The 12632-nt window shown below is 68.7% G+C and carries 10 protein-coding genes and 1 tRNA gene; 7 read left to right on the top strand and 4 right to left on the bottom strand.

The annotated features are described in order from the left end of the window. Positions 1–20: 20 nt before the first annotated feature. The 5 genes from zwf to hflX all read left to right on the top strand — a co-directional run bounded on the left by zwf (position 21) and on the right by hflX (position 7534). Positions 21–1520 carry a glucose-6-phosphate dehydrogenase gene (gene zwf, locus BM140_RS19840; RefSeq protein ID WP_091950321.1) on the top strand — a complete coding sequence of 500 codons (1500 nt, stop codon included), beginning with the start codon at positions 21–23 and terminating at the stop codon, positions 1518–1520. Positions 1521–1695: 175 nt separating this feature from the next. After that, the gene (locus tag BM140_RS19835) at positions 1696–4065 is read left to right on the top strand and encodes a sensor histidine kinase NtrY-like (protein ID WP_091950319.1); all 2370 of its coding nucleotides are present in this window, start codon (positions 1696–1698) and stop codon (positions 4063–4065) included. Further along, the gene (ntrX, locus tag BM140_RS19830) at positions 4062–5432 is read left to right on the top strand and encodes a nitrogen assimilation response regulator NtrX (RefSeq protein WP_056238111.1); all 1371 of its coding nucleotides are present in this window, start codon (positions 4062–4064) and stop codon (positions 5430–5432) included. Before BM140_RS19835 ends, ntrX begins: the two co-directional genes overlap by 4 nt. A 197-nt stretch (positions 5433–5629) precedes the next feature. Next, positions 5630–5884: an RNA chaperone Hfq gene (gene hfq, locus BM140_RS19825; RefSeq protein WP_003600267.1), complete on the top strand. Its 255-nt coding sequence runs from the start codon at positions 5630–5632 to the stop codon at positions 5882–5884. Positions 5885–6136: 252 nt separating this feature from the next. Beyond that, a complete protein-coding gene (hflX, locus tag BM140_RS19820; protein ID WP_091950317.1) occupies positions 6137–7534 on the top strand; it encodes a GTPase HflX in 1398 nt (465 codons plus the stop codon). Positions 7535–7740: 206 nt separating this feature from the next. Here hflX and BM140_RS19815 read toward each other — a convergent pair whose 3' ends face one another. From BM140_RS19815 to BM140_RS19805, 3 genes are all read right to left on the bottom strand, one after another. Next, on the bottom strand, positions 7741–9303 hold the full coding sequence (locus tag BM140_RS19815) for a SulP family inorganic anion transporter (protein ID WP_091950315.1): 1563 nt from the start codon (positions 9301–9303) through the stop codon (positions 7741–7743). A 10-nt stretch (positions 9304–9313) separates the two neighbouring features. Beyond that, positions 9314–10033 carry a carbonic anhydrase gene (locus tag BM140_RS19810; protein ID WP_091950313.1) on the bottom strand — a complete coding sequence of 240 codons (720 nt, stop codon included), beginning with the start codon at positions 10031–10033 and terminating at the stop codon, positions 9314–9316. 408 nt (positions 10034–10441) lie between these two features. Beyond that, the gene (locus tag BM140_RS19805) at positions 10442–10756 is read right to left on the bottom strand and encodes a hypothetical protein (protein WP_091950311.1); all 315 of its coding nucleotides are present in this window, start codon (positions 10754–10756) and stop codon (positions 10442–10444) included. 415 nt (positions 10757–11171) lie between these two features. Between BM140_RS19805 and BM140_RS19800 the strand changes: the two genes are divergently transcribed. Beyond that, positions 11172–11249: transfer RNA gene (locus tag BM140_RS19800), tRNA-Pro, on the top strand. 180 nt (positions 11250–11429) lie between these two features. Further along, positions 11430–12317 carry a hypothetical protein gene (locus BM140_RS19795; protein WP_091950309.1) on the top strand — a complete coding sequence of 296 codons (888 nt, stop codon included), beginning with the start codon at positions 11430–11432 and terminating at the stop codon, positions 12315–12317. On the opposite strand, the gene BM140_RS19790 is transcribed toward BM140_RS19795, so the two are convergent. Continuing rightward, on the bottom strand, positions 12314–12632 hold a 319-nt coding region (locus BM140_RS19790), incomplete at its 5' end, for a transposase (protein WP_165616504.1). The two genes, BM140_RS19795 and BM140_RS19790, sit on opposite strands and share 4 nt — an antisense overlap.

Raw genomic sequence — 12632 nt, 5'->3', positions numbered from 1 at the left:
TTTCCCGACGGAGCCGCCCCATGGCCGACGCAACCGACAAGAAGAAGCCCGTCAGCCCCCCGGCACCGCCCTGCACCCTGGTGATCTTCGGTGCGGGCGGCGACCTGACCAAGCGCCTGCTGATGCCCGCCCTCTACAACCTCGCGGGCGGCGGACTGCTGGACCCGAACTTCTCGGTCCTCGGCGTCGATCACAACCCGCTCACCGACGAGGGCTGGCGCCAGGACCTCACCGACACGATGGCGTCGTTCACTCACGACCCGTCCGCCGAGTTTCACCCCGACAAGATCGATGAAAACGCCTGGGGCTTCGTGCGCGAGCGCCTGCACGTCATGCAGGGCGACTTTTCGGACGATGCGACCTACCGGGCTCTGGCCGAGCGGGTGCAGGGCAACGCGGTGTTCTACCTCGCGGTCGCCGCCCGCTTCTTCGCCCCCGTGGTCGAGGGCCTCGGCAAGGCCGGCCTGCTGAAGCAAGCGGACGGCGCCTTCCGCCGGGTCGTGATCGAAAAGCCGTTCGGCTCCGATCTCGCCTCGGCAAAAGCCCTGAACGCAAAAATCCTGGCGCAGGGCGAGGAGAGCCAGTTCTACCGGATCGACCACTTCCTGGGGAAGGAGACCGTCCAGAGCATCATGGCGATCCGCTTCGCCAACGGCATGCTGGAGCCGGTCTGGCGGCGTGAGCATGTCAGCCACGTCGAGATCACGGCATCCGAGACCATCGGCGTCGAGGCGAGAGGCGGCTTCTACGAGCCGACCGGGGCGTTGCGCGACATGGTGCCGAACCACCTGTTCCAGCTGCTCGCCATGGTGGCGATGGAGCCGCCGAACTCCTTCGACGCGGAAGCCGTGCGCGGCGAGAAGGCCAAGCTCGTCGAGGCGGTGCGCCCGATCCGGCCCGAGGACGCGGTGCGCGGGCAGTATCGGGCGGGCCGGGTCGATGGCCGCGACGTGCAGGCCTATCGCGACGAGCCGGACGTGGCCCAAAATTCCCGCACCGAAACCTTCGTGGCCCTCAAGCTCCAGATCGAGAACTGGCGCTGGGCGGGCGTGCCGTTCTACCTGCGCACCGGCAAGCGGATGGCCAAGCACCACACCGAGATCGCGGTGCATTTCCGGCCCCCGCCCTTCCGGCTGTTCTCCGACACCCCCGTCACCGAGTTGACGCCCAACGTGCTGCGCCTGCGCATCAGCCCCGATCCCGGCGCGACCACGACGCTCAACGTGAAGCGGCCGGGGCCGCAGATGCACATCGCCCCGGTCGAGAACGGTTTTCGCTACGGCGACTTCTTCGCGTCGTCGCCGACGGTCGGCTACGAGACGCTGATCTACGACTGCATGATGGGCGACACGACGCTGTTCCAGCGGGCCGACCAGATCGAAGCGGGCTGGGCCGCGGTCGAGCCGCTGCTGCAAGCCTGGAAGGACGCGCCGGTCGTGCCCTACGAGGCCGGCAGCGCAGGGCCGAAGGAGGCCGACGATCTGCTCGCCCGCGACGGACACACGTGGCTGCCGCTGTAGAAGTCTTTTCGACCGACTCACCCCACCCAACTCCCTCCTTCGAGGCCCGCCGAGGCGGGCGCCTCAGGATGAGGGGGTTGGGTGGGAAACAGGTGGGGCGTCGAGGCGGCTGAAAGCCCCTTCCTGGCCCCGACTTGTATTAATTTCGCCACACTGTCGTGGCCCTGCATCAGCGATGCCGTTCCTGTCGCGACGCAACCGAGAGACGCCGTCCGACGCCCCGTCCGCGGAGGGTGGCGCGGTCGCGCCGCAGCCCTTCACCGCGCCGCCGCGGGGGCCCGGCTGGATCGGCGCCGCGGTCGTGGTCGTCGCGCTGATCTCGGCGAGCGTCACCTTCCTGATCCTGGCGGGGCTGATCAAGGTCACGCCGTCGCAGAACACCGGCATCACGCTGCTCGCGATCAACGTCGCCCTGGTGCTGTGCCTCGTCTTCGTCATCGCCTGGGAATCGCGCGTCTTCCTGCACGCGCGGCGGGCGCATGCGACGGTGGCGCGGCTGCACACCCGCATCGTCGGCCTGTTCAGCCTGATCGCGATCCTGCCGACCATCCTGCTCGCCATCGTGGCCACTGTTACCCTCGACCGTGGCCTCTCGCTCGGCTTCACCGATCGCGTCCGCGACGTGGTGCTCAAGTCGGTTCAGATCGCCGACGCGCATCTGGAGAACCAGTGCCAGTCGCTGGCCCGCGAGATCCGCATCCTCACCGACGACCTGACCCGGGCGCGCCCGCAATTCGACGTGAACCGCGAATGGTTCGAGTCGTTCATGACGACGCGGGCCCAGGCCCTCGGCCTGCCCATCGCCAAGATCATGCGCGGGCCCAACGATGTCGTGGCGCGGGCCAATATCGACGTCCTGAAGCAGACCCGGCTGCCCTCGGCGGCCGCCTTCGAGGATGCGGCGAAATCCAGCGACCCGATCTGCCTGCTGCCGAACGAGGGGCGGGTCTTCGCCGCGCTGCTGCGGATGCCGGCCTACGACAACGCCGTGCTGCTGGTGCAGCGGGAAGTGAGCCAGCTCGCCATCGACTTCCCCGGCGTGTCCCGCGCAGCGGCGGCCGAGTACCTCGCCTTCGATGACCTGCGCTACTCGATCCAGGTCACCTTCGCTTCGGTCTTCGTGCTGATCGCGCTGATCACCCTGCTCTCGGCGGTGTGGTTCGGGCTCAACTTCGCCAACCGGTTCGTGGCGCCGATCCGCCGCCTCATCAACGCCGCCGACGAGGTCGCCGCCGGCAATTTTTACGCCCGCGTTCCTGCGAGAAAGTCGGACGGCGACCTCGCCCATCTCGGCGAGAGCTTCAACACCATGACGCAGGAGCTGCGCCGCCAGCACGACGGGCTGAAGGCGGCCAGCGACCTGATCGACCGCCGCCGCCGGTTCACGGAAGCCGTGCTGTCGGGCGTGTCGCCCGGCGTGCTCGGCGTCGATGCGGGCGGGCTCATCACCATCGCCAACCCGAGCGCGGAGAAGACGCTAGGCCTGACAGCCGCCGAGCTGATCGGCCGCCCGCTGACCGAGGCGGTGCCGGAGATCGCCGCCCTGTTCCCGGAAGCCGAGGGGCGCCACCGCGCGCTGCAGCAGCAGATCCAGCTGGTGCGGGGAGGGCGCGAGCGCACCATCGCGGTGCGGGTCACGAGCGAGCAGGCGCAGGGCGAGGCGCGGGGCTACGTGGTGACGCTCGACGACATCACCGATCTCGTCACCGCCCAGCGCACCTCGGCCTGGGCCGACGTGGCGCGCCGCATCGCCCACGAGATCAAGAATCCGCTGACCCCGATCCAGCTCTCGGCCGAGCGCATCCGGCGCAAGTACGGCAAGGTCATCGTCGCCGACAAGGAGGTGTTCGAGCAGTGCACCGCCACGATCGTGCGCCAGGTCGACGAGATCAAGCGCATGGTGGACGAGTTCTCCTCCTTCGCCCGGATGCCCAAGCCGGCCATCACCCAGCAGGATCTCGCCGAGATCGGCCGCCAGAACCTGTTCATGCTGCGCATGGCGCATCCCGAGATCGACTTCCCGTTCGAGACGGTGGGCGAGGACGAGCGCGGCCGCGTGGTCGCGGCCTTCGACGTGCGGCTGTTCTCCCAGGCGTTGACCAATATCCTCAAGAACGCCGTCGAGGCGGTGCAGGCCGTCCCCGAAGAGGTGCTGACCGCCGACGGGGGCAAGGGCCGCGTGAGCCTCAAGCTCACCGTCGAGGGCGCCTTCGTGGTGATCGACGTCACCGACAATGGAAAAGGCTTTCCGGCGGAGGGGCGCCAGCGCCTCCTCGAACCCTATATGACGACCCGCGAGGGCGGGACCGGCCTCGGGCTGGCGATCGTGTCGAAGGTGCTCGAAGAGCATGGCGGCGGGATCGAGCTCAACGACAACCCCGAGGGGCGCGGCGGACAGGTCCGCATGCGGCTGCCGCGGGATGTCGGCGAGGGCGCCGGAACGGAACGGGACCGCCCGGCGGGCGCGCCGCGAGACGGGACGACGATGGACAAGAACAGGGAGGGCGCCATGGAAGCGCGACGCGTCGCGGAGATGCAGCCATGAGCGCCGATATCCTGATTGTCGACGACGAGGCGGACATCCGCGACCTCGTGGCCGGCATCCTCGACGACGAGGGCCACCGCACCCGCACCGCCGCGGGTTCCGATGAGGCGCTCGCCGCGATCGAATCGCGCCGGCCCCACCTCGTCTTCCTCGACATCTGGCTCCAGGGCTCGCGCCTCGACGGGCTGCAGGTGCTCGACCTGATCAAGACCGGGCATCCCGACCTGCCGGTGGTGATGATCTCGGGCCACGGCAACATCGAGACCGCGGTCGCCGCCATCAAATCCGGCGCCTACGACTTCATCGAGAAGCCGTTCAAGGCCGACCGGCTGATCCTCGTGGCCGAGCGCGCGCTGGAGGCCTCGCGCCTCAAGCGCGAGGTGCGCGACCTCAAGGTCCGCTCGGGCCAGGCGAGCCGCATCGTCGGCGGATCGGTCGCCGTCAACCAGCTGCGCCAAACCATCGAGCGCGTGGCGCCGACCAATGCCCGCGTGATGATCTCGGGCGCGCCCGGCGCCGGCAAGGAACTGTCGGCCCGCACGCTGCACGCGGCGTCGGCGCGGGCCAGCGGCCCCTTCGTCGTCATCAACGCGGCCACGATCACGCCGGAGACGATGGAGGCCGAGCTGTTCGGCGTCGAGGCGGGCGAGGGCCGGGTCCGGCGGGTCGGCGCTCTGGAGGAGGCCCATGGCGGCTCCCTCTACATCGACGAAGTCGCCGACATGCCGAAGGAGACGCAGAGCCGTATCCTGCGCGTCCTCGTCGATCAGAATTTCCAGCGGGTCGGCGGCACGGCGCGGGTCCACGTGGATGTGCGCATCATCTCCTCGTCCTCGCGCGATCTGCCGGAGGAGATCGCGGGGGGCCGCTTCCGCGAGGACCTGTTCCACCGGCTCTCGGTGGTGCCGATCCGCATCCCCTCGCTCGCCGAGCGGCGCGAGGACGTGCCGGAACTCATCACCTTCTTCATGGAGCAGATCTCGGCCGCCACCGGCCTGCCGCGGCGGCGCATCGCCGAGGACGCGATGGCGGTGCTCCAGTCGCACGACTGGCCCGGCAACATCCGCCAGCTGCGCAACAACGTCGAGCGGCTGATGATCCTGACCCAGTCGGACCCGGAGCAGGAGGTCACCTCCGAGATGCTGCCGACCGAGATCGGCGCCCTGGTGCCGACGACGCCGACGGGGGCGGGCGGCGAGAAGCTGATGAGTCTCGCGTTGCGCGAGGCCCGCGAGATCTTCGAGCGGGAATATCTCGTGGCGCAGATCGCCCGGTTCTCGGGCAACATCTCGCGCACCGCCGAGTTCATCGGCATGGAGCGCTCGGCGCTCCACCGGAAGCTGAAGTCCCTGGGCATCGGCCCCTGAGACGATTCGACCGGACGCCGACCCGCACGCCGTAGGGGTATGGCGGCGCTCCGGCGCGAGGAAAGACTTGCGTCCGGAGAAGCTTCGCCCTGTAATAGGACGGCTTGGGGAAGCGGTCTTGGGCGATGCGGGCGGTTACGCGCCGTGACGCCCGAATGGTGCTCCCGCGGCGCCGGTGGCGAAACAAGGATAAGAAAATGGCGGGCGAGCGCGCTCAGAACCTCCAGGACACGTTCCTCAACCATGTCCGCAAGAACAAGATTCCGCTGACGATCTTCCTCGTCAACGGCGTCAAGCTGCAGGGCGTGGTCACGTGGTTCGACAACTTCTGTGTGCTGCTGCGCCGCGACGGCCATTCGCAGCTCGTCTATAAGCACGCGATCTCGACGATCATGCCGGGCCATCCCGTGCAGCTGTTCGAGCCGGACGAGACCGCGCCCGAAAAGGCGTAAGATCCGCCTTCCGCGAATGATTCGAGATTGAGCGTTCGGGCCTGACGACGATGATTTGATCGCTTGCGTTGGAGACGACCACGGGTTCGCGCCTTTCATCCGCCGCGTGGGCGATGAGGTGCGGATGCCCCGTGGTCCTGCGCTCCGGACCGGGACGGCGTCTGTCGAGACGCATTCCGGCGCGATCTCTCTTGGCATCGATCGAATACGGAGCCGGCTTCGCTGTGGCGAGTTGACCGGCGAGAGGCCCGAATGACAGAACTTCAGACGCCCGGCGAAGCGCGACTCCAGCGGCAGGCCGCCCCCGAAGGCGAGATCGCCGCCTCGACCCGCACGCTGGTGGTCGGCCCCTATCTCACCCGCGTGGCCCAGCGCCTCGCCCCCGGCCAGCCGGAGAACACCCGCTCCGACGACGCGCGGCTCGACGAGGCGGTGGGTCTGGCCGCCGCGATCGATCTCGACGTGGCGCAGGCGATCGGCGTGCACGTGCAGCGGCCCCGGCCCTCGACCTACCTCGGCAAGGGCCGGGTCGAGGAGATGGCCGGCCTCGTCAAGGCCGACGAGATCGGCCTCGTGGTGATGGATTGCGCCCTGTCGCCGGTGCAGCAGCGCAACCTCGAAAAGGCCTGGGGCACCAAGGTCATCGACCGCACCGGCCTGATCCTCGAGATCTTCGGGCGCCGCGCCTCGACCCGAGAGGGCACGTTGCAGGTCGAGCATGCCCACTTGGCGTATCAGAAGTCGCGGCTGGTGCGGTCGTGGACCCACTTGGAGCGGCAGCGCGGCGGCTTCGGCTTCCTCGGCGGCCCCGGCGAGACGCAGATCGAGGCCGACCGCCGGATGATCCAGGAGCGGATGACCAAGATCGAGCGCGACCTCGACGCGGTGGCGCGCACCCGCGGCCTGCACCGCAAGAGCCGGGCGCGGGTGCCGTACCCGATCGTGGCGCTCGTCGGCTACACGAACGCGGGCAAGTCGACGCTGTTCAACGCGTTGACGAAAGCCGAGGTCAAGGCGCAGGACATGCTGTTCGCGACGCTGGACCCGACGGCGCGCGCCACCAAGCTGCCGCATGGCGAGACGGTGATCCTGTCGGACACGGTGGGCTTCATCTCGGACCTGCCGACCTCGCTGATCGCGGCGTTCCGGGCGACGCTGGAGGACGTGATCGAGGCCGACATCCTGCTGCACGTGCGCGATGTCTCGCACGGCGACACCCAGGCCCAGGCCGAGGACGTGGAGCAGGTCCTGCGCGAACTCGGGATCGAACCGGATGCCGAGCGGATCGTCGAGGTGTGGAACAAGGCCGACCTCCTGGACGAGGGCGAGCGCACCCGGCTGCTCAACCTCGCTTCGGCCCATCGCGGCGCGGGACCGGCGCCGATCCTGGTCTCGGCGCTGACGGGCGAGGGGCTGCCGGCCCTGTCCGAGCGGATCGAGGGGCAGGTGGCGCGTGCGCGCTCGACCTTCGCGCTGACGCTGCCGCCGGAGGACGGCGCGGCGCTGAACTGGCTCTACGAGAATGCCGAGGTGCTGGACCGGCAGGCGGAGGACAGCGGCGAGATCGCGCTGACGATCCGCATCGCCCCGGAAAAGGAACCCCGCTTCCTCCACCGCTTCGAAGCCGCGCGGCGCGTCAGCAGCCCTTGATGGGTTGCCCCGAACCCGACCGATGGTCGGGTTCGGGGCGTTCGGCAGACGACCGCCGCCCCGCAGTCGCGGGGGCGATCGGCAAGCCGATCGAATTCAGGTCATGGGTTCCCGAAGGGCAAGCCCTTCGGCGGGTGGTCAGGGCAGAGCCCTGACACGAAGAAGGCCGGTGTCGCCCAGCGACACCGGCCTTCTTCATCTCCGGCTCAGTCCTTCGGCGCGGCATGCGCCGCCATGGCGAGGCTGTTCCTCAATCCGCCGCCGCCGCCGACCACCTCGACGCGGGCGCCGGCCTTGGCGCGGCGGGCCGCCCATTCCTGGATCATCTCCAGGCAGGTGTGATCGACGTGATGGAGGTCCTGCGCGGCGAGCCGCACGGGGCTGCCTTCGGGGGTACGCTCCAGGGCCTCGTTGAGGTGGGGCAGTTGGAGGAAGGTGGCCGAGCCCGAGAGGCGCAGCTCCGGCACCGCCTGCAACGTCCCGCCCTGCACCGTCTGCGCGGCGCCGCCCTCGATCTTGAGCCGCCCCTTGAGGAGATGCGGCACCACCTGGACGAGGCTGAGGGCCAGCCCGATCAGCACGCCTGTGAGCAGGTCGGTGGCGACCACCATCACCAGGGTGACGAGCCAGATCGCGGCGGTCGCGATCCCGTAACGCTGGAGCAGGTGCCGGGCATGGGCCGGGCTGACGAGGCGCCAGCCGGTGACCACGAGGATGCCGGCGAGTGCGGCGGTGGGCACCAGCTTGAGCACCATCGGCAGGACGAGCAGGAAGGCGAGGATCCAGCTTCCGTGCAGGATGGTCGAGGCGCGGGTGGCCGCGCCCGCCTGGACGTTGGCCGAGGAGCGGACGATGACGCCGGTCATCGGCAGGCCGCCGGCGAGACCGCAGAGCACGTTGCCGACGCCCTGCGCGCCGAGTTCGCGGTTGTACTGGGTGCGCGGGCCGTCATGCATGCGGTCGACGGCGGCGGCGGAGAGCAGGCTCTCGGCGCTGGCGACGACGGCGAGCGTGATCGCCATGACGATCATGGCCGGTTCGGTGAGGCGGCTCCAGTCGCCCGCGCCCGGCAGGGCCACGGCCGAGAGGATGTTTTCGGGCACCTCGACGCGCTTGACGGCGAGGTCGCCGACGACCGCCACCAGCGTGCCCGAGACCACGCCGACGAGGGCGCCGGGCAGGAGCTTGAGCCGGGCCGGACGGATCTTCTCCCAGCCGATCATCGTCACGATGGTGGCGAGGCCGACGACGATGGCGCCGAAGCGGTTGCCCTCGCCGGAGACGAAGTTGAAGAAGGCCGCCGGGATGGCGACGAGGTTGTCGAGGCCGCTGGCTTTGGGCAGCGCATCGGTCAGCACGTGGATCTGCGCCAGCACGATCAGCACGCCGATGCCGGCGAGCATGCCGTGGACGACCGCGGGCGAGATCGCCCGGAACCATCCGCCGACGCGCAGGAAACCCGCCAGCAACTGGATCGCGCCCGCCGCCACGAGCACCGGCCCCAGGGCGTCGATGCCGTGGGTCCGGACGAACTCGAACACGATGACGGCGAGCCCCGCGGCGGGGCCGCTGACCTGAAGCGGGGCGCCGGCGAGGAAGCCGACGACGACGCCGCCGATCACGCCGGTGATGAGGCCGCGCTCGGCCGGGACACCGGAGGCGATGGCGATGCCCATGCAGAGCGGCATCGCCACGAGGAAGACCACGAAGGAGGCGGGCAGGTCCCGCGCGAGGGTCGGCGGGATCAGCCGCGAGAGGGAGGCGCGCATGGCCCGTGCCTCACTCTGCCGCGACGGCGGCATGCGCCATCTCGGGCGCGGCGATGCGCTGGGCCGGCTTGTGAGCGACCGGGATTTGGGCGACCGGCATGTCGCCGGCCTGATCGATCGGCACGAAGCGGCCTTCCTCGCCGCAATAGGCCAGCACCTGCCCGCTCTCGATCTCGAAGAACCAGCCGTGCAGGCGCAGCTGGCCCTTGGCGAGGCCGGCGGCGACGCTCGGATGGGTGCGCAGGTTGCTGAGCTGGACGACGACGTTCTCCAGCGCCAGCGCCCGGTGATGGTCCTTCGGGTCCATCCCGGCGGGATAGGCCTCGCAGACGATCTGGCTCGCCGCATGGCTGTGGCGCAGCCAGGCCGCGACGTTCGGCATGGCGGCGAGCGCCTCGGGCTTCATCAGCCCCTTCATGGCGCCGCAATCGGAATGGCCGCAGATGACGATGTCGCGCACGCCGAGCGCCACCACGGCGTATTCGATCGCCGAGGAGACGCCGCCGTTCTGCTGGCTAAAGGGCGGGACGATGTTGCCGGCGTTGCGGCAGACGAAGAGGTCGCCGGGGCCGGACTGGGTGATGTGCTCAGGGGACACGCGGGAATCCGCGCAGGCGATGATGAGCGCCTGCGGCTGCTGCCCGTCGCGGACGAGTTGCCGATACATCTGCTGCTGCCCCGGAAACACGCTTCCGCGGAAGTTCGAGATGCCTTGAATGATGTCGTCCACGCCGATCCTCGTTCTGCGAGGTCGTCCGCGCACAGGGCGCTGCCACGACCGAGGTTTTTCCAGTGCGGCAGGCCGATGGTCAGTCCCGCCGCAGGCGGTTTCGATGTTCGGGACGCGGGAAGGCCGGGCCCGCTCGATCACGAGCCGACGGGACAGGCAGAGTCTTCGGCGCGGCAGGAATCCCGGGCATGGGGCATCGCGTCTCCGGATCGGTCCGGGACGGTCAGGCGCGGGAGCGCCTTCCGACGAGGTGAAGATCGCCTCGTCGACAGAAAGCCCGTCACGACAGGGACTTGAAGATGCGCCCCGCCCCGACGTGGTCGGACGCGGCTCCGAGCGGAGCGAGGCGGGGAGGGCGGCGTGGCCTCTCGAGCCGCGCCGCCCGGATCATCGAGCCGGGACGACGTTTCAGCGAGTGGCGCGGCGCTTCTTCGGCACGCTGCCGGTGGTCGCCCAGTTCGGATCGACATCGCCGCGGCGGATCGCCGAGCGGACGGGGCCACCCTTGACGCCGGCATTCTCGCTCAGCATGGGCGCGCCGAGGATCTGACCGGTGCCCGCCCGCTGCGAGTGGAGCGAGCGGGGGTCGTGGTAGGGGTCGTCCTGGTAGCTGCTCATGAAGCCGCCACCGGCCGCCTGACGGCTGCCGCTGCCGGACTCCGCCTGAGCCGCCCACGGCAGGCCGACCATCGCGAGAACACTGAAAGCAACGATACCCTTCATGACGCTTCCTTCCTCGTTAATCCCTGAAACCTGAACTTATTTTTCGTTTTTCTCTGACAAACAGAGCGTATTTCTTCGAGAACTATTTTGAAAGTGCGAATTGTCACGCATTTATATTTAAAAAATAATCCGCTCGCACGAACCCGTCGGGTGCGCGCCGTCACCAAGCGGGCCGCACGGCGCCCGTGTCGCGGGATGCATTCAGAGGAGGGCTGGGCAAACCTCGGGCGAGGGGAGGGCCATGCCCTCGCCGGACGAGGCGGTCATCCGGGTGCGGCGGGCCGCCCCGGTGGATCGCGAAGGGCGTATCGTCGGAGGGACGGACGCCGTTCCGACCGCGCGCGGTCGAAGATCCCGGAAAAGGGGTTGCGCGGGCGTGGCCGGAAAGCTAAGAGCGCCAAGCCCTCTGGGGCGTCGGAGTGTAGCGCAGCCCGGTTAGCGCACTAGTCTGGGGGACTAGGGGTCGTGGGTTCGAATCCCGCCACTCCGACCATTTCAAACCGTTGGACCGGAACGGTTTTCAGGCAACTCTGAGAATGCTTTTCCTGCTGCCATTTTTGGCCGGGGGTTCACCAGGGGCATGCGAAATCCATCCAAACGGAATTCGCCGTGCCGCTATCCTCGGCTGCGGCGCGCGATGTGATGCGCTTCACAGGCTGTGTGAGGCTGGCCCATGGGCGCCACAATCGGCAAGGGAGCGACCTTCCTCGACGTGCCGCTCATCAAGGTGCGCAATCTGCTGAAGGCGTGGCACCGCGGCAATCGCTCGGACATCTGGCGGATCGCGGAGCTCAAGGCCGTCGATCTCGACCCGCGCACAGCGATGGTGCTGCTTGAGGAGTTGCGAGACCGTGGGCTTCTCGGGCCTGAGGAGATGGAAGATCGCCCGCCCGAAGACGGCCTGATCGAAGCCGGCCTCGCCCTCGCCGGGGCAGGGGCCAGGAAGCGAACGCCGAAGGCGGCGGCTCAACGCATTCTGGATCGTTTCCTCGACGCCTGCACCGCCGTGAACGCACGGAGCGATCTGCCTTTCGAAATCCGGGAGGTCTGGCTTTTCGGGAGCATGCTCGACCCAGCCGTGGAGGCGGTCGGCGATATCGACCTAGTCGTGCAGCAGGGGCGTACCGCGGCTTTCGAGGGAGGCGATCGCGCGTGGAAGCGCTACCGGCAACTCGGCAAAGAAATGGGCGCTCCTCAAGCGAGCGGACTGATGGGCAGCATTTTCGGCGCCCAAATCTTTGTGGAGCGTCAGCTTCTCCACGGCGGGCATCGCCACCCACTCCTCTCCATGAACGGCGCTGATGAGCTGCGCGACTTGGCCTGTCCCTGCCGATTGGTCTTCGATGCCTCGCGCGGCGGCCGGGTCGGTGATCCGATTTTGCATCGGCACCCTGCCTCCAAGGGTAAATCGAATCGTATCGGCGATAAGCGGCGTATGCCCGATCTTGCCGAAGGAAGGCAGGAATTAAGAGTGCCTCACAAAACTCCCGTTCACAGCCGGTGTCCTCTCCGGGCGCGACGGCGCAGGGGGAGTTTTGTGAGAGACACTAAGAGCGCCTAACAGAACCGTCTGATCTGGTTGAGGGTGATGAGGCTGGCTGCGAGGGTGGTGAAGGCGTCGTAGATGTCGGCGCGGCGCTCGTAGCGGACGGGCAGGCGGCGGAAGCGGTTGAACCAAGCGTGAGTGCGCTCCACGACCCAGCGGTGGCGGCCGAGCTTTTGGCTGCTCTCGATGCCTTTGCGGGCGATGCGTGGGACGATCCCACGCGCCCGACACTCCTGGCGGCGCGCCTTGGCCTCGTAGGCCTTGTCGGCGTGCAGCTTGTCGGGGCGTCGGCGCGGTCGACCGCGCCGGCCCGTGCTCAGCGGCGGGATG

The organism is Methylorubrum salsuginis (genome assembly GCF_900114375.1).
GTDB lineage: Bacteria > Pseudomonadota > Alphaproteobacteria > Rhizobiales > Beijerinckiaceae > Methylobacterium > Methylobacterium salsuginis.
This window is presented reverse-complemented; position numbering and strand designations above follow the sequence as displayed.